Genomic DNA, 23768 nt, shown 5'->3' with positions numbered 1-23768 from the left:
GGCGCGCGTGGTTCGTCTCACTCGTCTCCGCTCGGCCCCGCTTCGACCCCGACGGTTTTGCTCCCGGCGGGCGACTCCCGCGCATGGCCGGGAAGTACTACGAGGAGTTCGACGTGGGCGAGACCATCGACCACGAGAAGCGCCGGACGGTGAGCGAGCGGGACAACCAGGCGTTCTGCGACCTGACGATGAACCAGCAGCCGCTCCACCTCGACGCCGACTTCGCCGCCGGGACCCAGTTCGGCGAGCGCGTGGTCAACGGCATCTACACGATGGCGCTCGCGACCGGGCTCTCCGTCCCGGATACGACGGACGGGACCATCGTGGCGAACCTCTCGTACGACGGCGTCGAACACCCGAACCCGGTGTTCCACGGCGACACGGTGTACGCCCGCTCGACGGTGACCGACAAGCGCGAGACGAGCGACGGCGAGCGGGGGGTCGTCACGATGCGCGTCGAGGCGTTCAGAGTCGAGGACGGGGACGAGGACACGCTGGTCTGTGAGTTCGAGCGGACGGTCCTGAGCCTGAAGCGCGAGCGCGCCGAGTGAGCGGCGGCGTCGGGAGACTTATTCCGACCCCCGCGACACCCGTAGGTGTGACCCGGCCCTCCGACGCCGGACCGACGACCGACGGGTCGTCACCGGCCGGCACCCCCGATAGCACCGCCACCGACCCGGACGCCACGACCGGGGAGTCGCTCCCGGACGGCTTCGACTGGCTCTCGCTCGACCCCGACGAGCGGGTCGTCTGGACCGGCAACCCGCACCCCACGAGTCTCGTCCCGGCGCTCGTCGTCGGGGTTCCCCTGCTCGTCGTCCTCGTCGGCGCGGTCGTCATCGCCTCCGAGTACCTCCGTCGCGAGAACACCGAGTACGTCGTCACGACCGACGCGCTGTACAAGAAGCGGGGCGTCCTCTCGCGGGACGTCAAGCGCGTCGGCTTCGAGAAGGTGCAGGACACCTCCTACACGCAGGGGTTCTTCGGCACGCAGTTCGGCTACGGGACGGTCGAGATATCCACCGCCGGCGGCTCCGGCGTCGAACTCAGCTTCGACGACGTCGCCGACCCCAAGCGGGTGCAGGAACTCGTGAACGAGCGCATCCGCGCCGGCGAAGGGGGGCCGAAGGCGGACGGGACCGCGGCCGTACTCGACGACATCCTGACCGAACTGCGGGCCATCCGCGCCGTCGTCGAGAACGGGTCCCGCGGCGCCGGTGACTCCAGTACCGTCGCGGACCGGCCGGACGACCCCGCTCCGCGCGGCCGGGACGCGGGCGACGAGCCGGAGCGATGAGCGACGCCGCGGCCGAATCGGGACCCGACCTCCCCCCGTCGCTCCCGCTCGCGGCCGACGAGTCGGTCGCGTGGAGCGGACGCCCACGGCTCTCGGCGGCCGCGCCCGCGTTCGCCGTCGGTGTCGCTATCGTCGCCGTGAGCGTCGCCGCCGCCGTCGCGCCGGGGACCCCCTTCATCCTCCCCCGCTCGTGGCGCTCGCGGGGGTGCTCTTCGGCGCGGTCGTCGTCGCGTGGCCGCTGCTCGCGCTCCGCAACACGCGGTACGTCCTCACCGACCGCGCGGCGTACGTCAAGCGGGGCGTCGTCGGCCGGTCGGTCTCGCGTGCGCGCCTCGCGATGGTGCAAGACAGCGGCTACTCCCAGCCGACGCTCGGCGCGCTGTTCGGGTACGGGACGGTCGAACTCCGGACGGCGGGCGGACGGTTCGACTTCCGACGGGTGGACGACCCGGCGGCCGTCCGCGCGCTCGTGGACCGCCAGCGCGGCGAGGTGGGCACCGACCGCGTCCCCGGGTCGCCCGAGCAGTGGCGCGCCGTCCTCGGCGAGGTGCGCGCGCTCCGGCGGGCGGTCGACCCGGAGCGCTGACGCGCCGCTTTTGTCTCCGGCGGCCCTCCTCCCGCCATGTCGATACAGGCCGTGCGGGCCGCAGAGCACGCCCTCGCGTCCCGGCTCCCGGCGTCGGCGACGCTCGCCCGCTGGGGACTGGGCGCGATGCTCGTCGTCGCCGGCGTCCACAAACTCGTCGACCCGGCGGCGTGGACGGTGTACGTCGTCGACTGGCTCGAACCGTTCGTCGTCTCGCCGTTCTGGTTCATCGTACTCAACGCCGTCTTCGAACTCGTCGTCGGCGCGGCGCTCGTCGCGGACCGCTACGCCTCGCTGGCGGCGCTCGTCGCGGCCGTCTCGCTGACGGGTACGGTGGGGTACCTCGGAGTGGTGTGGGTGACGGCCGGGGAGTTCGGTACCGCGATGATCCGCGACTTCGGCCTCGCGTGGCTCGCGTGGGCCGTCTTCGCGGCCGAGGCGCGCCGGGAAGAGCGTGGGGGACCTGCGGGACCTACGAGACGAGGAGAATCAGGCGGGCGTTGATACCGACTGCGACGAGCCACGGGAGCGCGAGGAGGAGGGGGATGACACCCCGGTAGACCGCCGGCAGGACGGCCCGCCACGCCAGCGCGAGGAGCGTTCCGGGGAGTTTCAGCGCGAGCATCGCGGTCCACCCGTGCGCCGCGAGCGTCGACGCGGCGACGGGGTTGCGCTCGGCGAGGCCGATGGAGAGCCCGTAGTGCGTCAGGAGGACGTCGCCCGCGAGCGAGAGCGCGACCACCGCCCACAGCGCGCGTTCCCGCCGGGCGAGCGTTCGGAGCACGGCGGCCGTCCGGCCGGTCGGCTCGGTCGTCGGTTCCATCGCCGTCCGGGCGGCGTTGCGCAGCGACACCGTGTTCACCTGCTCCACACACCGGACGCCGGGGCTATTGTTATCGACGCGGTACCGTCCCGTAGCCGGCGCGGTACCGGGCTGTAGCGCCCGCCTTTCCGCCGCCGCCGCCCGCGTAGCCGAGCACTACACCGTCACAGGACGGTGCCGTGTTTCTTGTCGGGCAGCGACTTCTCGACCCCGGCGTAGAAGTCGAACCGCCGGACGAGTTCCTCGCGCAGGTCCGCGGGCGGGACGACTTCGTCGATGACCACCTCGCTCGCCATCCGGTGGACGTCGATGTCGCGCCGGTACTCCTCGCGGAGTTCTCGCTCCCGTTCGGCGCGTTCGTCCTCGTCCTCGATGTCGTTCAGTTTGTTGGCGTAGACGGCGTTGATAGCCGCCTCGGGACCCATGATTCCGATTTCCCCGGACGGGAGGCCGATGACCGACTCGGGGTCGTACGCCGGCCCGCCCATCGCGTAGATGCCCGCCCCGTACGCCTTGCGGACGACGACGGTCTGTTTGGGGACGGTCGCGGAGGAGGTGGCGTAGATGAACTTCTTCCCCTTCTCGAGGATGGCGTCCTTCTCGACCTGCGACCCAGCCATGAACCCCGGCGTGTCACAGAGGTACAGCAGGGGGACCTCGTAGGCGTCGCACGTCCAGATGAACTCGGCGGCCTTCTCGGCGGCGTCCGGGAAGATGGCCCCCGAGCGCTGGGTGGGCTGGTTCGCCACGACGCCAACGGGTCGGCCGTCGATGCGGGCGAAGGCGGTCACTATCTCGGTGCCGTACTCGGGCTTCAGTTCGAACACCGACTCCGCGTCCGCGACCCGCGCGAGGAGGTCGCGGACGTCGTACGGGCGGTTCGGCGCCTCGGGCACGAGTTCGTCGATGCCATCGGGGCCGTACTCGGGCGGCTTGGGGTCGCTCCGCGGCGGGGTCTCGCCCGCCTTGTCCGGGAGATACGACACGAGGTCGGCAACCAGTTCGCGGGCGTGTTCCTCGTCCCGCGCGACGAGGTCCGCACTCCCGGAGTGTTTCGCGTGGACCGCCGGTCCGCCCAGGTCCTCCATCTCGATATCCTCGCCGGTCACCATCCTCACCATCCGGGGGGAGGCGATGGCCATCGCGGACATCCCCTCGACCATGACGGTGAAGTCCGCGAACACCGGCGTGTACGCCGCGCCGGCGATGCAGGGGCCGTACAGCACGCAGATCTGCGGGACGCGTCCCGAGAGCATCGAGTGGTTGTAGTAGTACTTCCCGATGCCCTCCCGGTTGGCGAAAAAGCCCGTCTGCTCGTCGATGCGGCCCCCGGAGGAGTCCATCAGGTACAGCACCGGCTTGCCGGTCTTCAGCGCGCGCTGTTGCATCCGGAGGAACTTCTCGACGCCGCGGCGCGCCATCGACCCCGCCTTCACGGTGAAGTCGTTCGCCATGACGTGGAGGTCGCGCCCCTCGAACGTCGCCGCGCCCGTGACGAGACCGTCCGCGGGCAGGCGGTTCCCCTCGTCCGGTTCGTCCACGTCGGGGCTGTTCGGGTGCCACTCGTCGAACGCGGCGAACTTCCCGTCCTCGAACTTCAGTGCGCTCCCGTCTCCCTCGCCGCCGAACCAGAGGTCGAGGCGGTCGCGGACGAACAGTTTCCCCTGCTCGGGGAGGCGCTGCTTGTACTTCTCGGGACCGCCCTCGAGGATGTCGGCGATCTCCTCGCGCAGCGCCGCCTCCCGGTCGGTCGGCCCCAGGTCGTCCTCGCGGGGGTACTCCCGCTCGGGTGGCTCGGCGGTCGCGGCCGGTTCGTCGTCGTCGCCGGCGTACACCTCGATGCCGGTACCGAGGTGTTCCGCGAGCGCGGACGCGATGGCGCCGGCCTCCTCCGCGGTGGCCGCGGCGCCGACGTGCACCTTCATGGACGGTGTTGCGCAAGAATTGCGGAAAGGGTTTTCCATACCGTGGTCGCGCCCGGGGCGGGGCGTTCGTTCCAGACGGTCGAGAGCCGACGCTCGGCCGCGTTCGGACCGACCCGAACTCAGGTGGCCTCCCGCGGACCGACCCGTGCCACGAGCGTCGGCGCGGCGATGGTGAGGCCAGCGAGCAGCGCCGTCGCCGTCACGGCGATGGGGAGCGACGGCTTGAGCAGGTACATCCCCGTCCACAGCGCCCCGATCGGGAGACCGACGAGGAGCGCCCCCATCGGCGCCAGTTCCCGCGACGGCCGGACGAGGTACCACGCGACGCCTCCGCCCACCGAGGCGCCGAACCACTGACCGATGTGCCACAGCGAGTTGGCCGGCGGGAGCGCCCCGGCGACGAGCGCGGCCGCACCGATAGCGCTCCCGAGCGCGAACACGCGCAGCGGACGGTGGCCGCCGACCCGGATGACGAGTCCGAGCAGGACGAGACCGGCGAGGACGCCGGCGACCACGTCGACGACGTAGTGGACGCCGATGACGACCCGCGAGAGCGAGACGAGGACGACGGCGAGTGCGGCGACGGTCCACCGCTGGGCCACGGTCCCGAGGTTGAGGTGGTACGCGAGCGCGCCGAAGACCACCGTCGTTCCGAGCGCGTGCCCGCTCGGGAAGGCGAACCCGTCGCCCGTCAGGGCGCTCCTGACTGCGCCGTCGACCACCACCGGGAGCCAGTCGGGAATCGTCGCCTCCATCGCGCCGTCCGGTCGAGGGGACCGGAAGAGGTTCTTCAGGAGGTCGACGAACGAGAAGCCCGCGAACGTGGTCGCGAGGACGAACGCGCCGCCCGAGGGACTCTCGACGAGCGACCGCTTCACCCCGACGAGGAACACCAGCATCGCGACGAACAGGAGGAACCACGGGTCGCCCAGTTGCGTGAGGAACCCGAACCCGATGAGGACGGGAGCCGAGGAGGTGAGGCCGGAGACGCCGAACCCACGGGTGGGGATGACGGCGGTCGAGAGGGTGACCCAGGTGGCGAAGGCGGCGAACGCGACGGCGACGATGACCGCCACCCATCCCCACCGCTCCTGTGAGTCGACGTTCACGCGTCGACCCCCCGTGTCCGAACGTTCGTGAACCGGTTCGGCGACGCCCTCGGGCCGTTCCGCCCGGGTGTCCCGGCCGCGGCACTGTCCACCCCTCCTCGCTGGAGTTCCGACCGAGCCATACGTGCCGCTTTACACTGCTACGTATTTGAGCGGTGTGGCACCCGGCTCTCGACGTGACGCGACGGTGCGGGCCGGAAGTGGACGTGAGCGTAGGTGTGGCTCTTCGGCGCCGACGCGGGGTTCTCACCGGCGTCGGCCCCCTCGTCCCGGTCGGCACGACGGCGGTGTGAGCGGACGGAGCGACCGACGCGCACGGCTCGGACTCCGAACAGAACGTCCGTTCTGCGAGAAGTAAAGTCGGTCCAGTCACACGGTCCGAGCGTGAGTCCCCCTACCGACGACGTGATCGAATCCCTCGCGGGACTGCCGACGATGGCCCACCCGACCGTCGCGCCCGACGGGAGGGAGGCGGCGCTGTACTACGACATCGACGGCCGGAACGAACTGTACCGTCTCGACCCGGAGACGGGCGAGTTGGAGCAGTGGAGCGACGGCGAGGTGCCCCGCGACGCCAGACACGAAATCGAGTGGAGCGCCGACGGCGAGCGGGTGTTCTTCCACCGCGACGAGGACGGCGACGAACAGAACGACGTGTACGCCATCGACCGCGACGGCGCGGTCGAGGCGGTCGTCGAACAGGACGGACAGGTGCTGCTCCAGTCCGTCGGCGAGGACGGCGATACGCTCCTCTTCGGGTCGAACCACGACGGCCAGATGAACGTCTACCGGCACGACCTCCCGTCGGGCGAGACGACGAAGCTGACGGAGTACGACCGGGCGGTCTGGACGGCCCACCTGTCGCCCGACTGCGAGCGGATGGCGTACGCCACGAACGAGTCCGACGACTACGACAACGTCGACACCTACGTCGCGAACGCCGACGGCACCGACCCCCGGAACCTGGGTATCGGCGAGACCGGTGCCGAGTCCGCCCCGGCCGACTGGCGCCCGGACGGCGACGCGCTCCTCGTCTCGGACAACACGCCCGACATGAGTCGGTGTGGCGTCTACGACCTCGCGACCGACGAGGTGACCTGGTTCGGCGACGGCGCACACGAGGAGCGGCCGGCGTTCTTCCTCCCCGACGGCGACCGGTTCCTCGCCACGCGCGTCCGCGACGCGGAGGCGGTGCCCGTCGTCTACGACGCCGAGACGGGCGAGAGCACCGAGTTCGACGTCCCCGGCGGGGCGGCGTCGCTCCAGAGCGACGAACCGCTCGACGACGGTCGCGTGCTCCTGCTCCACACGACGCCGACCCGCCGGCCGGAACTGCTGGCGTACGACCTCGACGCCGGCGAGCACGAGACGGTGCTCGAAGCCGAGTACGGACCGTTCTCGCCCGACGACTTCGGCGACGCGGAGTACCTCACGTTCGTCTCCGACGGCGTCCCGGAGACGCCACAGCGGGCGGTCGACCACGACCCGTACGACGAACTCGAGATCGAAGCGCTGCTGTACGACTCCGGCGCGCGTCCGTCGCCGCTCATCGTCAACCCCCACGGCGGTCCCCGCCACCGCGACACCAAGTCGTTCGGTTACCGGACGCAGTTCCTCCTCTCGCGCGGCTTCTCAGTCCTGCAGGTGAACTACCGCGGCTCCACCGGCCGCGGCCGCGAGTTCGTCGAGGAACTGCACGACGACTGGGGCGGCGCCGAACAGGGCGACGTTGCGGCCGCGGCCGAACACGTACTCGCCGAGTACGACTGGCTCGACGAGGACCGCGTCGTCGTGTACGGCGGCTCGTACGGCGGGTACTCGGCCTACTGGCAGATGGTCCAGTTCCCCGACCTGTACGCCGCGGGCGTCGCGTGGGTCGGCGTCAGCGACCTGCGGGACATGTACGAGAACACCATGCCGCACTTCCGGTCGGAACTGATGGTGAAGTACCTCGGCGAACCGGACGAGAACCCCGACCTGTACGAGGAGCGCTCGCCGGTCACCCACGCCGGGAACCTGAGCGCGCCGCTGCTCGTCGTCCACGGCGTCAACGACCCGCGGGTGCCCGTGTCGCAGGCCCGCATCTTCCGTGACGCGCTGGACGACGCCGGGTTCGAGGAGGGCGAGGATTACGAGTACGAGGAACTCGGCGAGGAGGGGCACGGCTCCTCGGACATCGACAACAAGATTCGGAGCCTCGAACTGCTCGACGACTTCCTCGACCGCCGCGTCGGGACGGCGGTCGAGTCGCCCGCGAGCGACGACTAGCGCGGGTTCGGTCGCTCCGTCTTTCGCGCTCTCTCCGCCGGTACTCCTCTGGACGACTCGGCCGGAGGACCTCCCCGTCCACGAGAGCCGAGCGCTCGTGAGCTCACGAGTCGCAGTACGGTTCGTGAAGGCCGTTCACCGCGGTCTCACTCCGCTCCGCGTCGTTCGCATCGCGCTAGTCGAACATCTTGTCGTCGAACTCCGGGATGTCGAACCCGCCGTCGCCACCCCAGCCGTCCATCACGCGGCTCTGGTACAGCGCCATCGCCACCTGCGGGACGGCCTGCGGGGGGACCGGCGACGGCTGGTCGAACGCGTCGGCGGTCCACTCGTTGTACGCGTCGACCACGTCCATCGCGTCCTTGAAACTCCGCAGCATCAACTCCTTGTACCGGTCTCTCATTGCCCGGACCTCGCGGCGGGCGAAAGTGGGTCTGTCGGTTCGCGCCGCTCACGCCAGCACGCGTTCGAGGCGCTCGACGAGCGACGCGTTCCCGACGTGGACGGGGACGCGCTGGTGGAGGGTTTCGGCTTCCACGTCGAGCAGCGACCGCTCGCCGTCCGACGAGCGGCCGCCGGCCGCCTCGAGGATGTAGCCGACGGGGTTCCCCTCGAACTGGAGGCGGAGCTTCCCCTCGGGGGCCGACGACAGGGCGGGGTAGCCGAACACGCCGCCGTAGGTGAGCACCTGGCTCACGTCGGCTATCATCGCGCCGCCGTACCGGAGCTTCAGCTCCGGGTCCGACTCGACGTCCTCGACGTACGACGCGAAGTCGGCCGGCCAGTCGGGGACGCGCCCGCCGAACCCGTACACCGTCGGGTCGTCGGGGAGGGTGACCGGACCGAGGTCCTCCCGGTCGCCGTCCCTGACGAGGTAGTCGCGCGCCTCCCCGCCGCGGGCACAGACCATCGAGGTGACCGGACCGTAGAGGACGTACGCCGCGCCGAGCAGGTCGCGTCCCGACGCCGGGAGCGGGCCGTCGTACACGGCCACGATGGTCCCCATCGGGTTGTTCGACTTGAGGTTCGAGGAGCCGTCGAGCGGGTCACACGCCACCGAGACGCCGCCGTCACCACCGTCGACGGTCCCCTCCTGCTCCTCGCTCGCGTACGTACCGACGTCGTCGAGTGCGGTCAGCCGGTCCGCCAGCAGGTCGTCGGCGTGTGCGTCCGCCGCCAGCATCGACTCGCCCGACGGGTTCTCCTCGTCGAGGTACCGCCGCCGGCCGGGGAGACTCGCGCGGACCTCGGGGGCCGCCGCCGCGACGGCGTCGAACACCCGCTCTGCGGCCGACGTCACCAGGCCACCTCCTGACGGAGCGCCCCGGTCGCCTCAGTCATCCGCCGGCGCGGCCCGCTCGTCGAGCGCCTCCTCGGCCGTCTTCCCCTCGAAGATGACGGCTTCGAGCGCGTCCAGGATGGCCTCGGGGTTCTCCCGCTGGAACACGTTCCGGCCGACCGCCAGCCCGGACGCCCCGTTCGCCATCGCGGACTCGACCGTCGAGAGGAACGCCTCGTCGTCTGCCTTCGACCCGCCTGACATGACGACTTTCGTCGGCCCGGCCATCGTCGCGGCGTGCGCCATCGCCTCGCCCGACCCGGGGTACTTCACCTTCGCGATGTCCGCACCGAGTTCGAGCCCCAGCCGCGCGGCGTACGCGATGGTGTCCGGGCTGGTGTCGTTCTTCAGGCCCTGACCGCGGGGGTACGACCACATGACGACGCCCATCCCGCGCTCGCGGGCCGTCTCCTGGGCGTCGCGGAACTCCTCTGCCATCTCCACCTCGTTGTTCGACCCGCCGTACAGCGTGAACCCGACGGCGTCGGCGCCGAGGTCGGCGGCGTAGTCGGCCGACCAGTTCACCGCGGAGTCGGGTTCGCCCATCCAGAGGTTCGAGGTGCCGTTGAGCTTCGCCAGCAGCGCCACGTCGTCCTCGTAGGAGGGGTAGTACGCCTCGGCCATCCCCTTGCCCACCGCGAGCGCCGTCACGGCGTCGTGGGTCGCGAGGTCGAACACCGACTCGGGGTCGGCGGTCGCCGGGTTCGGCTCGAAGTCCACCGGCCCGTGCTCCAGCCCGTGGTCGTACGCCAAGATGAGCGCGTTGCCGTCCCGCGTTATCGCGTCGTCGGCCTGAGGAAGCATCTCGTCTGTGGTCGGCACGCCCCACCACATAAGTATCGCGACGTTACGCCGTGAAAATTTATTCGTAGGCGAGTATCGCGTTCCGCGGGCGGGGGCAGGCGGAGGATACCGCCCGCGATAACGACCCGGTAACGGGTGGTGAGGCCGCGTCGCGCGGTCACCGGCCCCTCCCGGGAGTCGGCGACGGAAGGGTGAACCGTCCGGCGCGCCAGACTCCCGTCGATGGACGATTCGCCGTCGGTCGACGGGGTGTCGGTCGAGTCGGGCTTCCGGGACGCGAACGGCGTCCGCCTCCACGTGGTCGCGGCCGGCGACCCCGACGGCCCGCTCGCGGTTCTGCTCCACGGGTTCCCGGACTTCTGGTACGGGTGGCGGCGGCAGCTCCCCGCGCTCGTCGACGCGGGCTACCGGGTGCTCGTCCCCGACCAGCGCGGGTACAACCGGAGCGAGAAGCCGCGGCCGCTGGCCGCGTACGCGCTCTCGACGCTCTCGGACGACGTCGCCGCGCTCGTCGCGTCGGCGGGGCGCGGGACGGCTCACGTCGTCGGCCACGACTGGGGCGGGCTGGTCGCGTGGGACCTCGCGCTCCGCCGGCCGGCCGTCGTCGACCGGCTGGCCGTGGCGAACGCCCCGCACCCGGGCGCGTTCAAGCGCCGACTCGAACGCGACCCCCGACAGCTCCTGCGGAGCTGGTACGCCGCGCTGTTCCAGTTCCCCCGGCTCCCCGAGTGGGCGCTGACCCGCGACGACGCCGCGCTGTTGACGCGGCTGCTCACGGGGAGTACCGCCCCCGGGACGTTCGACGACGCGGCGCTCGCGCGCTACCGCGAGGCGTGGGCGCGGGAGGGGGCGGTGCGCGCGATGGTGAACTGGTACCGGGCGCTCGTCCGGGCGTCCGACCACCCGACGGGCCGAGTGGGAGTTCCGACGCTCGTCTGCTGGGGCGAGCGCGACCCGGCGCTCCGCCCGCGGCTGGCCCGCGAGAGCGTCGAGCGCTGCGCCGACGGTCGGCTCCGCGCGTTCCCGGACGCGTCGCACTGGGTCCACCTCGACGAACCCGACCGGGTGAACGCGGCGCTCGTCGACCACCTGAACGGGGCGTAGTCGGGTTCGGCCGGGTCGGTCGCGGGGCGTCTCCGGGCGAGACCGCCGTGTCGCCGGGCGACGACCGGTCCGACTCCAGCTACCCCAGGTACGTCTCGGCCGCGTCGCGGAGGTCACGGAGCCACCCGACCTCACAGCCCAGCGCGTCCGCGACCGCCTCGGGGTCGGCCGTCGCGAGCGACCGGACCGACGTGATGCCGGCCTCCGCCAGCGTCGCGCTCGCGTCGGCGTCGACGCCGTCGAGCGCGTCGACCGGCGTCGGCCGGGAGCGGTCGCGCCACGCCGACTCGGCGGCGATGGGGTCGCCCGACCCGTCCGCTTCGGCGGCGGACCGCGTCGCGGCGTCGACCCACGCGGCCTCCGCGTCGTCGGTCTCGGCGGCGTCGGTCGACTCCCGGTTCTCCCAGTCGCCGGAGGACGCGGCCACCCACGCCCGCTCGCCCTCGTTGAGTCCGCGTATCTGCGCCGAGCGGCGCTTCAGGTCCTCGCTGTCCTCGGACTCGAACGACCACGCGAGCGAGTACTCGCGGCGGATGCGCGCGGCGACACCGGGGTTCACGCCCGCCTCGACGAGCATCCGGAAGGAGACCGCCTTGCCGCGGATGTCGGCGGCGTCGAACGACGCGTCCGCCAGGACGGCGGCCGTGGCCGGGCCGACGTGTGTGAGCGCGACCGGGTCGACGGACTCGTCGGGCACGAACGTTCTCGCCTCTGCGTGCGTGTCGTCGTGTGGGTCCTTAACGTTTCTGTGCGGTTACTCGGGGGCCGATAATTGCGGCCGACGCCGTCGCCGTCGGTGCCTTCTCGCCGCGGGTTCGAGCGGGACTCGCTCCGACGGCGGCGTGGGCGGCATCCTTACGGTCGGCGGCGGTCTGAGACTCGGGTATGCGCGGACGCACGGACATCGACACCGTCGCGGTCATCGGTGCCGGAACGATGGGAAACGGCATCGCACAGGTGGTCGCGACCGCCGGCTACGACGTCGTCATGCGGGACGTCGAGACCGAGTTCGTCGAACGGGGGTTCGACGCCATCGACTCCTCGCTCTCGCGGCTGTTCGAGAAGGGGACCGTCGAGGAGGACCCGGACGCCATCCGGGACCGCGTTACCGGCACGACTGACCTCGACGACGTGGCCGACGCGGACCTCGTCGTCGAGGCGGCCGTCGAGGACATCGACGTGAAACGCGATATCTTCGCGGACCTCGACGAACTCACCGACGAGGACGTGGTGCTGGCGACGAACACGTCGACGCTCTCCATCACTACCATCGCCGCCGCGACCGACCGCGCGGACCTCGTCGTCGGCCTCCACTTCATGAACCCCGTCCCCGTGATGAAGGGGGTCGAGGTCGTCGTCGGGGAGAAGACCGACCCGGCGGTCGCGGAGTTCGCCCACGAGTTCGCGGCCGGCATCGGCAAGGAGACGTGGGAGAGCGACGACAAGCCCGGCTTCGTCACCAACCGCATCCTGATGCCGTGGCTCAACGAGGGCATCCGGGCGTACGACGAGGGGGTCGCCTCGAAGGAGGACGTCGACCGGGGGATGAAACTCGGGACGAACGTCCCGATGGGACCGCTCGAACTCGCCGACCACATCGGGCTGGACATCTGTCTCGACGCGAGCCGGACGCTCCACGAGGAACTGGGCGACCGCTACAAGCCCGCGTACCTCCTGAAGCGGAAGGTCGACGCCGGCGACCTCGGCAAGAAGACCGGGAAGGGGTTCTACGAGTACTGAGACGCCCCTCTCGCCCGTTCGCCGGCGTGATACTCGTAACCCTTTTTTCTCCCCCTCCCTCCGCACCGGACGAGTTGCCCACCTCGCTCACCAACGTCCTGGCGCTGCTGTTGCTGCTCGCCGCGCTCGGGTCGGTCGGCGTCGCCCTCCGCCTCCGTCGACACGACAACGGCGGGCGGTGGCTCGCGGTCGCGATGGCCGGGGGCGCGTGGGTCGCCGTGCTGACGGCCGTCGGGTTCTACGCCGGGTCGTCAGCGCGTCTCCTGCTGGCGCACAAGGTCAGGTACGTCGGCTACGTGGTCATCCCCGCGAGCTGGTTCCTCTTCGCCGCGTCGTTCAGCGGTGCCCGTCGGCTCGCGGACCGACGGGTGGTCGGAACGCTCTGGGGGTTCGTCCTCCTCACCCTCGCGGTGGTCGCGACCACCCACTACCACGGCCTGTTCTACACCGGCGCGGCGAGCTACCGCGTCGTCGACGGCTTCCCCCACCTCAGCGCGGCCCGCGGCGCGTACTACCGGGCGTACCTCGCCGTCGCGTACGCGCTCATCGCGGTCGGCACCGGTCTCGTCGTCTCACACGCGGTGCGCACCCGACGAGCGTTCCGCCGACAGGCGCTCACGCTCACCGCCGCAGCGCTCGTCCCGTGGACCGTCAACGCCGCCTCGCTCGCGTGGCCGATGACGTTCCCGTTCGACCCGACCCCGCTCGCGCTCCCCGTCACGGGCGCGCTCGTCGCGGCCAGCCTCAGACGACAGCGGCTGTTCGGCACCGCTCCGGTCGCCCGAGACGTCGTCGTAGACCGCCTCGACGACGGCGTGCTCGTCCTCGACGGGGACGACCGGGTCGTCGACTTCAACCCGTCGATGGAGGCGTTGCTCGTCGACGGGACCACGGTCGGCGACCCCCTCGCCACCGCCGCGCCGGCGTCGGTCGTCGCGGCACTCGACGGCGAAGCGACCGACGACGGGGTCACGCTCGACGGCGCCGCCGAACCCAGGACGTACGACGTTCGCGTCGCCCCGCTGTCGGCCGGCACCGGTGCGGACGTCGGGCGGGTCGCGCTGTTCCGCGACGTGACGCTCCGCGAGCGGCGCGAGCGGGAGCTGGCGGCGCAGAACGAGCGGCTCGACCGGTTCGCGAGCGTCGTGAGTCACGACCTCCGGAACCCGCTCAACGTCGCGGAGGGCTACCGGGAACTCGCGGCCGCGGAGCGGGAGTCGCCGCGCCTCGACCGCGTCGCCGACGCCCACGACCGGATGGAGACCATCATCGAGGACCTGCTGTTGCTCGCCCGCGGTGAGGAGATGGAGCCGCGGACGGTGTCGCTCTCGACGCTCGCGCGGGACGCCTGGGAGTCGGTCGAGACGTCCGAGGCGACCCTCACGGTGCGCGACGACCGCCGTCTCCGCGCCGACCGGACCCGCGCCCGTCGGCTGTTCGAGAACCTGTTCCGGAACGCGGTCGAGCACGGCGGGCCGGCCGTCCGCGTATCGGTCGGCGGCACGGACGACGGCTTCTACGTGGCCGACGACGGGCCGGGAGTCGACTCCGCGGTCGCGGGCGACCTCTTCGAGGCCGGCCGCTCGGGCGCGGACGGCACGGGGCTCGGGCTCGCCATCGTCCGGACGGTCGCCGCCGACCACGGCTGGTCGGTCGCGCTCGACCCGGACGCGGCGGGGGCGCGGTTCGTCGTCTCGGGCGTCGCCGCGGCGGACAGTCGGAACGACTAACCCGCGGCCGGCCCCTCCGGCGGGTATGAAAGCGACCGCGACGGCCCACCCGATTCAGGGGCTCGTCAAGTACCACGGGATGCGTGACCCCGAGCGGCGGCTCCCGTACCACGACTCCATCAGCGTCTGCACCGCGCCCTCGCGGACGACCACGACCGTCGAGTGGCGACCGGACGCGACCGAGGACGACTACGTCGTCGACGGCGAGACGGTCGAGGGCCGCGGCGCGGAGCGAATCGAGATGGTCGCCGACCACGTCCGCGAACTGGCCGGCGTCGACCACGCGGTCCGGGTGGTGTCGGAGAACTCCTTCCCGTCGAACGTCGGGTTCGGCTCCTCCTCGTCGGGGTTCGCCGCGCTCGCGACGGCGCTCGTCGAGGCGGCGGGGCTGGAGCTGACCCGTCCCGAGATATCGACCGTCGCCCGCCGCGGCTCCTCCTCGGCCGCCCGCGCGGTGACGGGTGCCTACTCCTACCTCTACGCCGGGCTGAACGACGACGACTGCCGCTCCGAGCGGCTGGAGACCGGCGAGGGGGCGGACGGGTTCGACCCCGAGACCGACCTCCGGGTCGTCACGGCGCTCGTCCCCGCGTACAAGGAGACGGAGGCGGCCCACCGGGAGGCGGAGGCGAGCCACATGTTCGACGCGCGGCTGGCGCACGTCCACGAACAACTCCAGCGGATGCGCGACTCGCTCCGGCGCGGCTCGTTCCACGACGCGTTCGAACTCGCGGAACACGACTCGCTGTCGCTCACGGCGACGACGATGACCGGACCGGCGGGCTGGGTCTACTGGCAGCCGGAGACCATCGCGGTGTTCAACGCTGTCAGGGAACTCCGCGCCGAGGAGGACGTCCCCGTCTACTTCTCGACGGACACCGGGGCGAGCGTCTACGTGAACACGACGGCCGACGCCGTCGACCGCGTCGAGGAGCGCATCGCGGCCGTCGGCGTCGAGACGGACGTCTGGGAGGTCGGCGGCCCCGCCGAGGTGCTCCCCGAGTCGAAGGCGCTGTTCTGAGTCCGCACCCCATCGGTCGGCGGCCCGAGCGGCCGACCGGCCGCGGGACTCCCCGCCTCCGTTCGGCAGGCGGGGGAACTCGGCGCCGGTACCCTCTTTCGGGTCCCACCCCTACGACCGGTGATGCACGTCGTCGTTCTCGGTGCCGGCTACGCCGGCCTGTCGCTCGCGCGCCGCCTCGAGTCGCGGCTCCCGCCCGCGGTCGACCTCACCGTCGTCAACGACGGGCCGGAGCACGTGCTCGTCCACGAACTCCACCGCGCCATCCGTCGGCCGCCCATCGCCGAGGCCATCACGGTCCCGCTCGCGGACGTGCTCGACCGGGCGGACGTGGTCGACGCGCGGGTGGCGGACGTCGACCCCGAGGCCGGCCGCGCCGACCTCGACACGGGCGAGACGCTGTCGTGGGACTACGGCGCGGTCTGTCTCGGCTCCGAGACGGCGTACTACGGTATCGACGGCCTCCGGCGGTACGCGACGCCGCTGAAGTCGCTGGCGGACGCCGCGGCCATCCGCGAGGGGTTCACCGACCTCTGTGACGCCGGTGGACGGGCGGTGGTGGGCGGCGCAGGACTCTCCGGGGTACAGGTCGCGGGCGAGTTGACCGCGCTCGCCGACGAACGCGGGCGCTCGGTCCCGGAGGACGTGGAGGTGGTACTCGTCGAACAACTGGACGACGTCGCCCCGCACTTCCCGTCGAACTTCCGACGGGCGGTCCGCGCGGAACTGACCGACCGCGGCGTCGACGTGCGGACCGGAACGACCGTCGAGCGCGCCACCGAGACGAGCATCGAGACGGCGACGGGTTCGCTCGCGCACGACCAGTTCGTCTGGACCGGCGGCATCACGGGCGACGACGCGACCGGTGGGGACCGACCGACTGTGCGGGCGGACCTCCGCCTGACGGACCGGACGTTCGCGCTCGGCGACGCGGCCCGCGCGACGGACGCGAACGGGGAACCGGTGCCCGCGAGCGCGGCGGCGGCGGTCCGCGAGGCGAAGACGGCCGCGGAGAACGTCGTGCGACTGGTCCGACACGACCGCCGGGGGTCGACAGACGACTTCGCGCCGCGGCTGGCGCGCTACCGGTTCGACGTACCGGGGTGGCTCGTCTCGGTCGGCGACGGCGCGGTGGCGCAACTCGGGCCGACCGTGCTCCGGGGCGCGGCGGCGCGAGCGACCAAGACGACCGTCGGCGCGGGCTACCTCACCTCCATCGGTGCCGTCCGCAACGCCACGGACCTGGCCGAAGAGGAACTGCTGTGACGCCCCGTCGGAGTCGTCTCCCCGTGTCTCGTCCGGTCTCACGCCGGTAACGACGGCCACTACGTCTTTGTACTCCCAGAGTGGAGTGGGCGGCGTGAGCACCGCGACGGGCGACCCGTCGCGGGGGGAGCGGGCGACCGCCGGTGGACGACGGGCACGGGAGGGAGGATGAACGCGACACCTAACACGAACCCGACGGACGCGGAGCGGAGCGAGCGAACCGACCGCGGGACCGACGGCCGACTCTCGGTCGTCTGTCTCGGCCCCGGCGGCCACGCCGAGATGACCGTTCGCGCACAGGAGGTGGTGCTGGACGCCGACCGCCTGGTCGGGACCGCCGCGGACGTCGAGCGACTGCCCGACATCGTCACGCGCGACGCCGCGGTGGAACCGGTCGACGACGGCGAGGACGACCGCCCCCGACGGGCCGTCGAGCGCGCCGAGGCGGGCGACCACGTCGCACTCGTCTCCGGCGGGCCGAACGTGTACGCACTCGCCGGCGCCGCGTTCGCCGCCGCCGAGTCGCTCGACGCGTCGGACCTCGACGCGGAGGTCGTCCCCGGCGTCCCGGTGGCACAGGCGTGCGCCGCCCGACTCGGCGCGCCGCTGGGGAGCGACGCGGCGTCGCTCTCGCTGTCGGACCGCCTCGGCGAGTGGGCCGCGGTCGAGTCCCGCCTGCGCGCCGTCGCAGACGCGGGGTTCGCGCTCGTCCTCTACCACCCCTGGACGGCCGACTGTCGCGACCGCTACGAGCGGGCGTGTGACGTCCTCGAGGCGGCGCGACCGGCGGACACGCCCGTCGGCATCGTCCAGGCCGCGGGCGAGGAGGCCGAGCGGGCGACGGCGACGACCCTCTCGGAACTCCGCGCGTACGGCGAGACGGACCTCGTCGACGGGACCACGACGGTCATCGTGGGCGCACCCGAGAGCCGGCGCTGGCGCGACTGGTTCGCCGCGACGGCCGACGACCACGCCCTCTGAGCCGTCGAGTACCGCCGTCACCCCCGGAGCCACCCCGGTCGCCGTGACCGTGCGAGCCGGAGGTCGAAACTGGACGAACGTGGATATATACGCCTCATAAGCCCTCATATTCTGGGTTTCGCACTTAGGGAACCCTTAACACTGCCACCGAATCACACACGACCGTGCCAGCTCTCGATATCGACCCGTACCGGGCCTCGATGGGACTGTTCGAGTGCGTCGACTGCGGCCACCGCGAGGAGGCGACGACCCACCCCGGGTCGTGTGCGGACTGCGGCGGCAGCGTCCAGAACATCGCGATCAGCCGGGAGTAGTCCGGCCCCCCACCGGCCTTTCCCGTGGTCCGTCCGGGCGCGTCCGGCGACCGTCGCCGTCGGCCGAACGCCCGGCGAGCGGGGAGCTTAACAGCCTCGCACCGCTACGACGGGTGATGAGTGACACGGCGGAGGCGAGGGGGATGGACGCCTTCGCGGCCCTGGGCGAGCCGGTTCGGGCGGCGCTCTCCGAGCGCGGGTTCACCACGCCGACGAAGCCGCAGCGCCGCGCCATCCCGCCGCTCGCGGACGGTCGGGACGCGCTCGTGCTCGCGCCCACCGGCACGGGCAAGACGGAGACGGCGATGCTCCCGGTGTTCAGCGCGCTCGCGGAGACCCGACCGGCCGGGCTGGGCGCGCTGTACGTCACGCCGCTGCGGGCGCTCAACCGCGACATGCGCGAGCGGCTGGAGTGGTGGGGGAAGTACCTCGACCTCGACGTCCAGGTGCGCCACGGCGACACCTCCGACTACCAGCGGAGCAAGCAGGCGGACGACCCGCCGGACGTGCTCGTGACGACGCCCGAGACGCTGCAGGCGATGCTGACGGGCGAGAAGCTCCGGACCGCGCTCTCGGACGTCCGGCACGTCGTCGTCGACGAGGTCCACGAACTCGCCGCCTCCAAACGCGGCGCACAGCTCACGGTCGGGCTGGAGCGGGTGCGGGCGCTCGCGGGCGAGTTCCAGCGCGTCGGCCTCTCGGCGACCGTGGGCGACCCCGAGGAGGTGGGTCGGTTCCTGACGGGCGACCGCGGCTGTGAGATAATCGAGGTGGACGCCGGGACGAACGTGGAGTTCGCGGTCACGACGCCCGAGGTGACCGACGACGACGAGCGGCTGGCGGGCGAACTCGCCACGGACCCCGAGATAGCCAGCCACGTCCGGGCCATCCGCGACATCGTACGCGAGAACGAGTCGACGCTCGTGTTCGTCAACACTCGTCAGACCGCGGAGGCGCTCGGTTCGCGGTTCAAGACGCTGGACGAACCCATCGGCGTCCACCACGGGTCGCTCTCGAAGGAGGCGCGCATCGAGGTGGAGGACGCGTTCAAGGCCGGCGACCTCGACGGCCTGGTCTGCACCTCCTCGATGGAACTCGGTATCGACGTGGGTCGGGTCGACCACGTCGTCCAGTACAACTCCCCCCGCGAGGTCGCACGCCTCCTCCAGCGGGTGGGCCGCGCGGGTCACCGCCGCGGCGAGACAAGCCACGGCACCATCGTCACCGCCCACCCGGACGACACGCTCGAAGCGCTCGCCATCGCCCGGCGCGCCGTCGCGGGCGAGGTGGAGTCGGCGGGCATCCACCACGGCAGCCTCGACGTGGTGGCGAACCAGACGGTCGGTCTGCTCATGGACTTCGGCGAGGTGGACGTTCGGGACGCGTACGCCCTGATTCGCAGCGCGTACCCGTTCCGCGACCTTCCCGAATCCCGGTTCCGCGCGGTCGTGGCAGAACTGTCGAGTAACCGCCTCCTCTGGCTGGACGAGGAGCGGGACGTCGTCGAGAAGTCGGGCGGCACGTGGCAGTACTTCTACGCCAACCTCTCGATGATTCCCGACGAGGAGACGTACGACGTGTACGACATCTCCTCGCGCCGGCAGGTCGGTACGCTCGACGAGCGGTTCGTGGTCAACTTCGCCGCGCCGGGCGAGACGTTCATCCAGCGGGGGGAGATGTGGCGCATCAACGACATCGACGACGAGGAGAGCGAGGTGAACGTCGCGCCCATCGAGGACCCCGCCGGCGAGGTGCCGTCGTGGACCGGCCAGGAGATTCCCGTCCCCCGGGCGGTGGCGAGCGAGGTGGGCGAGATGCGCCGGGTGGCGGAACCGCAGTTCTCGGGCGGAGCCTCCCGCGACTCGGTCGCCCGCGAGTTCGCCTCGCGCTACCCGACGGACGCGCGCACCGTCTCGGGCGGCCTCGAAGCCGTCGAGCGACACGTCGAGGCGGGCCACCCGATGCCCACCGACGACCGCATCGTCGTCGAGGGACGCGGGCGCTCCATCACGCTCAACGCGGCGTACGGCCACGAGGTGAACCGGACGCTCGGGCGACTCCTCTCGGCGCTCGTCGGCCAGCGGACCGGGTCGTCGGTCGGGATGGAGGCGGACCCCTACCGGGTCGAACTGGAGGTGCCGTCGAAGGTTGACCCGGGGACGGTCATCGAGGTGTTGGAGGAGACGGACCCCGCCCACGTCGAGGCGCTGCTGGAACTCGCGCTGAAACACTCGGACACGCTGAAGTTCACGCTGGCGCACGTCGCGGCGAAGTTCGGCGCGCTGAAGCGGTACCAGGGGAGCGGTCGGTTCGGCGCGGACCGCCTGATGGCCGCCCTCGAGGGGACGCCCGTCTTCGACGAGGCGGTTCGCGAGGTGTTCCACACGCAACTCGCCGTCGAGGAGACGGCCGACCTGCTCGCCGCCGTCCAGTCGGGCGAGGTCGAACTGGTGGCGGCGCGGGGGCGGACTCCCGTCGGCACCGGCGGTCAGTCGTCGGGGCGGGAGCTACTGGTCCCCGAGAACGCCGACGCGTCGGTCATCGAGACCATCAAGGAGCGCATCGCGAACGACCGGGTCATCCTGCTGTGTATGCACTGCAAGGAGTGGGACCACACGACCAAGGTCCGCCGGGTGCGCGACCGGCCGGAGTGTCCCGAGTGCGGGTCGACGCGGGTCGCCGCACTCAACCCGTGGGACGACGAGGCCGTACAGGCGGTCCGGACCGACGAGAAGGACGACGAGCAGGAGAAGCTGACGCGCAAGGCGTTCCGGGCGTCGAACCTCGTCCAGGCGCACGGGAAGCGGGCGATCGTCGCGCTCGCGGCCCGCGGCGTCGGCCCGCACAACGCCGCCCGCATCATCGCCAAACTCCGCGAGGACGAGGACGACTTCTACCGGGACGTCCTGAAACAGGAGCGCCAGTACGCGCGGACCCAGAGCTTCTGGGACTGACCCGCTCGCCGCCCCGCCGACTGCCCGAACTCGCGAGCGCGCGTGTGCCGCCGGGTTTCGGTTCGTACTTCTACCGCCGCCGGATACGCCCGGGCATGACAGCCGAGAGCGGGATCCACGTCGAACTCCGAGTCGCCGACGTCGAGTCGTGTCCGGTCGCATCGCTGGCGGGTCGGGTTCCCGTCGATTCGGTGGTCACGGACCTCAGACCCACCGACGACGGCGTGAGCGTCGTGGGTGAGATGACCGCGGGCGACCCCGCGACCGCCGAGTCGCCGCCGTCCCCGCCGTCCGCGACCGAGGTGTTCTCCGAGGGGCCACGCTCGGTCTACCGGTTCGACACCGGCGGCGACGACTGCCCGTGCGGGCGGATCCCCAGACACGGCTGTCCGGTCCGCGACGTCCGCGCCACGTCGGTCGGGCTCTCCGTCCGGTTTGTCGTGCCCGACGTCGGGACGCTCGAAGCCGTCATCGCCGACCTCCGGTCGCGCTGCGGGTCGGTCGAGGTCGGTCGGTTGGTCCGGTCGGGGCCGGACGACCGGGAGGAACTTCTGGTCGTCGACCGGTCGGCGTTCACCGACCGCCAGTACGAGGCGCTCCGCACCGCCCATCGGATGGGCTACTTCGAACGGCCCAAGGGGGCCACGGCCGCCGACGTCGCGTCGGAACTCGGCGTCTCGGTGTCGACGTTCAGCGAACACCTCTCGGTCGCCCAATCGAAGCTCACGGACCAACTGTTCGACGACGGGTGAGTCGCCGTCGCGACCGTGGCGAATGGTAAATAATCCCCCAGTGGATCGGGAAAGCGCGTATTCGGCGCTCCGCCCGAGATGACAAAGGAGACCATGCCCGAATCGATCTACGCCGAGATCGGCGGACGCGAAGCGGTGGTAGCGGTGGTCGACGACTTCTACGACCGGGTGCTCGCGGACGAGCGACTCGCGGGGTTCTTCGAGGGGATGGACATGGCAGAACTCCGCGCCCATCAGGTCCAATTCATCAGCGCGGTCGCGGACGGTCCGGTCGAGTACGGGGGCGCGGACATGCGCGAGGCCCACGCACACCTCGATCTCGACGACGACGACTTCGACCGGGTCGTGACCCACCTCGAAGCCGCGCTACGCGAGAACGGTGTCGACAACGACGCCGTCGACGCGATCCGCTCGGAGGTGGAGAGGTTGCGCGCCCCGGTCCTCGGTCGGTAGCCTACGCTCGGGGTGGACCTCCCCGGCCGCTCGGCCGTTCGGCCGCTCGACCGCTCAGTCCCCCTCCCACTCCTCGAGCGTCGCGGCGACGGCCCGCGCGAGTTCGTCGAAGTCGCGGAGTTGGAGGCCGTCGGTGGTGACGAACACGCCGGTGTCCTCGGTGCCGAGCCGAATCAGGTAGCCGTTCTCGAACACGCGGAGCGTGTAGCGGTACTCGCCGAGTTCCGACCCGTGGTACGCGTCGGTGGTCAGCTTGAAGTCCTGCCACTCGGTGCCGATGAACCCCATCAGGTCGGCGTCCCGTTCGAGGTCCTCCCGGAGGTACACCTGTTCGAAGTCGCTGCGCGTGAAGTACGTCACGGAGCGGAGGTTGTCGCCGACGGTCGTCCGGCACGTCGCGGTCAGTCGCTCCTCCGCCTCGTCGGGCAGCAGGTCGGTCTGGGCCATCGCACGCCGTTCGGACCGACGCCTGATGAAAGGGGTGGCAACCCGCTCACCGTGTCACTCGGTCGCACATCTCGGATGTATTTACTATCTGCCGGGCGGACCGTCGAGGTATGTCCGACCCGTTCGGCCGCGCCATCCTCGATTTCGCCCGCGACGAGCAGACGGAACCGTTACTCCAGGTCGACGGGGTGGAGGAACTCGAACACCCCGTCGAGCGGTTCTACTTCGAGGAGCGCGACCCCGAATCCGAGTACACCGAGTGGCTCGAGGGGTACCTGTCGGGACCGCTCCTTGACCTGGGAGCGGGCGCAGGGCGCGACACGCTGTACTTTCAGGAGCGGTTCGAGACCGTCGGGCTGGAGGTGTCCGAGCGCCTCGTGACGGCGATGCGCGAGCGCGGCGTCGATGACGCCGTGCTGGGAGACATGTTCGCGCTGCCGGCGACGTTCGAGCGCGACCGCTTCGCCGCGGTGTACGCGCACGGCACCCAGCTAGGTCTGGTCCGCTCGCGCTACCGCCTCCGGGAGTTCCTCGCCGACCTCGCGCACGTGACGACCGACGACGCGGTGGCGGTGCTCGACAACTACGACCCCGACGCCGACGCTGTGAGCGACCTGCTCGGCGCGCGCGCGGACCCGGAGCCGGGGCTGGGCTTTCGCGTGATGCACTTCGAGTACGAGGGCGACCGCGGAGAGACGCTCCTGTTCCGGCCGTTCTCGCCCGAGGTTCTCGAACGGGCGCGCGTCGGCACCGAGTGGACGCTGAGCGAGATCCGCTACGGCAACGACCACCACTACGACGCGGTGTTGACGAAAGCGCGAGGGGGGACGACCGACGCGGACGGGTGAGCGCGGC

At 71.4% G+C, this 23768-nt stretch carries 24 protein-coding genes; 16 read left to right on the top strand and 8 right to left on the bottom strand.

Annotated features, from left to right (window positions below; translation table 11 throughout):
* The first annotated feature begins 83 nt into the window (after positions 1 to 83).
* From AC6RUA_RS04625 to AC6RUA_RS04610, 4 genes are all read left to right on the top strand, one after another.
* Positions 84 to 551: a MaoC family dehydratase gene (locus AC6RUA_RS04625; protein ID WP_499814769.1), complete on the top strand. Its 468-nt coding sequence runs from the start codon at positions 84 to 86 to the stop codon at positions 549 to 551.
* 47 nt (positions 552 to 598) lie between these two features.
* Entirely contained in the window at positions 599 to 1297 is a 699-nt protein-coding gene (locus AC6RUA_RS04620; protein WP_499814768.1) for a PH domain-containing protein, read from the top strand.
* 205 nt (positions 1298 to 1502) lie between these two features.
* Positions 1503 to 1883, top strand: coding sequence for a PH domain-containing protein (locus tag AC6RUA_RS04615; protein ID WP_499814767.1), 381 nt, complete (start codon positions 1503 to 1505; stop codon positions 1881 to 1883).
* A gap of 36 nt (positions 1884 to 1919) precedes the next feature.
* On the top strand, positions 1920 to 2387 hold the full coding sequence (locus AC6RUA_RS04610) for a DoxX family membrane protein (protein WP_499814766.1): 468 nt from the start codon (positions 1920 to 1922) through the stop codon (positions 2385 to 2387).
* On the opposite strand, the gene AC6RUA_RS04605 is transcribed toward AC6RUA_RS04610, so the two are convergent.
* The 3 genes from AC6RUA_RS04605 to AC6RUA_RS04595 form a co-directional block, all read right to left on the bottom strand.
* A complete protein-coding gene (locus AC6RUA_RS04605; RefSeq protein WP_499814765.1) occupies positions 2356 to 2754 on the bottom strand; it encodes a DUF5658 family protein in 399 nt (132 codons plus the stop codon). The two genes, AC6RUA_RS04610 and AC6RUA_RS04605, sit on opposite strands and share 32 nt — an antisense overlap.
* A 116-nt stretch (positions 2755 to 2870) precedes the next feature.
* Positions 2871 to 4631: an acyl-CoA carboxylase subunit beta gene (locus AC6RUA_RS04600; RefSeq protein ID WP_499814764.1), complete on the bottom strand. Its 1761-nt coding sequence runs from the start codon at positions 4629 to 4631 to the stop codon at positions 2871 to 2873.
* 119 nt (positions 4632 to 4750) lie between these two features.
* Positions 4751 to 5740 (bottom strand): phosphatase PAP2 family protein, encoded by a 990-nt coding sequence (locus tag AC6RUA_RS04595; protein WP_499814763.1) that lies wholly within the window; start codon positions 5738 to 5740, stop codon positions 4751 to 4753.
* 435 nt (positions 5741 to 6175) lie between these two features.
* Here AC6RUA_RS04595 and AC6RUA_RS04590 point away from each other — a divergent pair, with 435 nt between their 5' ends.
* Complete coding sequence (locus AC6RUA_RS04590; RefSeq protein WP_499815398.1) at positions 6176 to 8008, top strand: S9 family peptidase; 1833 nt, start codon at positions 6176 to 6178, stop codon at positions 8006 to 8008.
* A gap of 175 nt (positions 8009 to 8183) precedes the next feature.
* Here AC6RUA_RS04590 and AC6RUA_RS04585 read toward each other — a convergent pair whose 3' ends face one another.
* The 3 genes from AC6RUA_RS04585 to AC6RUA_RS04575 are packed head-to-tail and all read right to left on the bottom strand — an operon-like array spanning position 8184 to position 10151.
* A complete protein-coding gene (locus AC6RUA_RS04585; protein WP_499814762.1) occupies positions 8184 to 8411 on the bottom strand; it encodes a hypothetical protein in 228 nt (75 codons plus the stop codon).
* Between the two features lie 48 nt (positions 8412 to 8459).
* Positions 8460 to 9308 carry a class 1 fructose-bisphosphatase gene (locus tag AC6RUA_RS04580; protein WP_499814761.1) on the bottom strand — a complete coding sequence of 283 codons (849 nt, stop codon included), beginning with the start codon at positions 9306 to 9308 and terminating at the stop codon, positions 8460 to 8462.
* A 33-nt stretch (positions 9309 to 9341) separates the two neighbouring features.
* Positions 9342 to 10151, bottom strand: coding sequence for a class I fructose-bisphosphate aldolase (locus AC6RUA_RS04575; RefSeq protein ID WP_499814760.1), 810 nt, complete (start codon positions 10149 to 10151; stop codon positions 9342 to 9344).
* Between the two features lie 222 nt (positions 10152 to 10373).
* Here AC6RUA_RS04575 and AC6RUA_RS04570 point away from each other — a divergent pair, with 222 nt between their 5' ends.
* Entirely contained in the window at positions 10374 to 11255 is an 882-nt protein-coding gene (locus AC6RUA_RS04570) for an alpha/beta fold hydrolase (protein WP_499814759.1), read from the top strand.
* Positions 11256 to 11334: 79 nt separating this feature from the next.
* On the opposite strand, the gene AC6RUA_RS04565 is transcribed toward AC6RUA_RS04570, so the two are convergent.
* Positions 11335 to 11952, bottom strand: coding sequence for a DUF7409 domain-containing protein (locus AC6RUA_RS04565; protein ID WP_499814758.1), 618 nt, complete (start codon positions 11950 to 11952; stop codon positions 11335 to 11337).
* Positions 11953 to 12140: 188 nt separating this feature from the next.
* Here AC6RUA_RS04565 and AC6RUA_RS04560 point away from each other — a divergent pair, with 188 nt between their 5' ends.
* From AC6RUA_RS04560 to AC6RUA_RS04520, 9 genes are all read left to right on the top strand, one after another.
* Positions 12141 to 12995, top strand: coding sequence for a 3-hydroxyacyl-CoA dehydrogenase family protein (locus AC6RUA_RS04560; protein WP_499814757.1), 855 nt, complete (start codon positions 12141 to 12143; stop codon positions 12993 to 12995).
* A 74-nt stretch (positions 12996 to 13069) separates the two neighbouring features.
* Positions 13070 to 14725: a sensor histidine kinase gene (locus AC6RUA_RS04555; protein WP_499814756.1), complete on the top strand. Its 1656-nt coding sequence runs from the start codon at positions 13070 to 13072 to the stop codon at positions 14723 to 14725.
* Between the two features lie 25 nt (positions 14726 to 14750).
* Positions 14751 to 15746 (top strand): phosphomevalonate decarboxylase MvaD, encoded by a 996-nt coding sequence (gene mvaD, locus AC6RUA_RS04550; RefSeq protein ID WP_499814755.1) that lies wholly within the window; start codon positions 14751 to 14753, stop codon positions 15744 to 15746.
* Positions 15747 to 15869: 123 nt separating this feature from the next.
* The gene (locus tag AC6RUA_RS04545) at positions 15870 to 17012 is read left to right on the top strand and encodes an NAD(P)/FAD-dependent oxidoreductase (RefSeq protein WP_499814754.1); all 1143 of its coding nucleotides are present in this window, start codon (positions 15870 to 15872) and stop codon (positions 17010 to 17012) included.
* Between the two features lie 168 nt (positions 17013 to 17180).
* Complete coding sequence (locus AC6RUA_RS04540) at positions 17181 to 17993, top strand: SAM-dependent methyltransferase (protein ID WP_499814753.1); 813 nt, start codon at positions 17181 to 17183, stop codon at positions 17991 to 17993.
* Between the two features lie 164 nt (positions 17994 to 18157).
* Positions 18158 to 18307: a rubrerythrin-like domain-containing protein gene (locus tag AC6RUA_RS04535; RefSeq protein ID WP_499814752.1), complete on the top strand. Its 150-nt coding sequence runs from the start codon at positions 18158 to 18160 to the stop codon at positions 18305 to 18307.
* A 116-nt stretch (positions 18308 to 18423) separates the two neighbouring features.
* Positions 18424 to 21261, top strand: a complete 2838-nt coding sequence (locus AC6RUA_RS04530) for a DEAD/DEAH box helicase (protein ID WP_499814751.1) — start codon at positions 18424 to 18426, stop codon at positions 21259 to 21261.
* A 95-nt stretch (positions 21262 to 21356) separates the two neighbouring features.
* Positions 21357 to 22013, top strand: coding sequence for a helix-turn-helix domain-containing protein (locus AC6RUA_RS04525; RefSeq protein WP_499814750.1), 657 nt, complete (start codon positions 21357 to 21359; stop codon positions 22011 to 22013).
* Positions 22014 to 22106: 93 nt separating this feature from the next.
* Positions 22107 to 22466, top strand: a complete 360-nt coding sequence (locus AC6RUA_RS04520) for a group I truncated hemoglobin (RefSeq protein WP_499814749.1) — start codon at positions 22107 to 22109, stop codon at positions 22464 to 22466.
* 54 nt (positions 22467 to 22520) lie between these two features.
* Here AC6RUA_RS04520 and AC6RUA_RS04515 read toward each other — a convergent pair whose 3' ends face one another.
* Positions 22521 to 22913, bottom strand: coding sequence for a DUF7522 family protein (locus AC6RUA_RS04515; protein ID WP_499814748.1), 393 nt, complete (start codon positions 22911 to 22913; stop codon positions 22521 to 22523).
* A gap of 110 nt (positions 22914 to 23023) precedes the next feature.
* On the opposite strand from AC6RUA_RS04515, the gene AC6RUA_RS04510 reads away from it, so the two are divergent.
* Complete coding sequence (locus tag AC6RUA_RS04510; protein WP_499814747.1) at positions 23024 to 23761, top strand: class I SAM-dependent methyltransferase; 738 nt, start codon at positions 23024 to 23026, stop codon at positions 23759 to 23761.
* Positions 23762 to 23768 lie beyond the last annotated feature (7 nt).

Source organism: Halorarum sp. SLYT50 (genome assembly GCF_059821265.1).
Note: the sequence above shows the minus strand (reverse complement) of the source record. Positions and strands in the feature narration are given on the sequence as shown.

Excerpts from the sequence above, each read along its gene's own strand:
- AC6RUA_RS04610 (WP_499814766.1), top strand. The coding sequence starts at position 1,920 with ATGTCGATACAGGCCGTGCGGGCCGCAGAGCACGCCCTCGCGTCCCGG.
- AC6RUA_RS04560 (WP_499814757.1), top strand. The coding sequence starts at position 12,141 with ATGCGCGGACGCACGGACATCGACACCGTCGCGGTCATCGGTGCCGGA.
- AC6RUA_RS04600 (WP_499814764.1), bottom strand. The coding sequence starts at position 4,631 with ATGAAGGTGCACGTCGGCGCCGCGGCCACCGCGGAGGAGGCCGGCGCC.
- AC6RUA_RS04515 (WP_499814748.1), bottom strand. The coding sequence starts at position 22,913 with ATGGCCCAGACCGACCTGCTGCCCGACGAGGCGGAGGAGCGACTGACC.
- AC6RUA_RS04525 (WP_499814750.1), top strand. The coding sequence starts at position 21,357 with ATGACAGCCGAGAGCGGGATCCACGTCGAACTCCGAGTCGCCGACGTC.
- AC6RUA_RS04590 (WP_499815398.1), top strand. The coding sequence starts at position 6,176 with ATGGCCCACCCGACCGTCGCGCCCGACGGGAGGGAGGCGGCGCTGTAC.
- mvaD (WP_499814755.1), top strand. The coding sequence starts at position 14,751 with ATGAAAGCGACCGCGACGGCCCACCCGATTCAGGGGCTCGTCAAGTAC.
- AC6RUA_RS04545 (WP_499814754.1), top strand. The coding sequence starts at position 15,870 with ATGCACGTCGTCGTTCTCGGTGCCGGCTACGCCGGCCTGTCGCTCGCG.
- AC6RUA_RS04585 (WP_499814762.1), bottom strand. The coding sequence starts at position 8,411 with ATGAGAGACCGGTACAAGGAGTTGATGCTGCGGAGTTTCAAGGACGCG.
- AC6RUA_RS04625 (WP_499814769.1), top strand. The coding sequence starts at position 84 with ATGGCCGGGAAGTACTACGAGGAGTTCGACGTGGGCGAGACCATCGAC.
- AC6RUA_RS04570 (WP_499814759.1), top strand. The coding sequence starts at position 10,374 with ATGGACGATTCGCCGTCGGTCGACGGGGTGTCGGTCGAGTCGGGCTTC.
- AC6RUA_RS04530 (WP_499814751.1), top strand. The coding sequence starts at position 18,424 with ATGAGTGACACGGCGGAGGCGAGGGGGATGGACGCCTTCGCGGCCCTG.
- AC6RUA_RS04575 (WP_499814760.1), bottom strand. The coding sequence starts at position 10,151 with ATGCTTCCTCAGGCCGACGACGCGATAACGCGGGACGGCAACGCGCTC.
- AC6RUA_RS04520 (WP_499814749.1), top strand. The coding sequence starts at position 22,107 with ATGCCCGAATCGATCTACGCCGAGATCGGCGGACGCGAAGCGGTGGTA.
- AC6RUA_RS04510 (WP_499814747.1), top strand. The coding sequence starts at position 23,024 with ATGTCCGACCCGTTCGGCCGCGCCATCCTCGATTTCGCCCGCGACGAG.
- AC6RUA_RS04540 (WP_499814753.1), top strand. The coding sequence starts at position 17,181 with ATGAACGCGACACCTAACACGAACCCGACGGACGCGGAGCGGAGCGAG.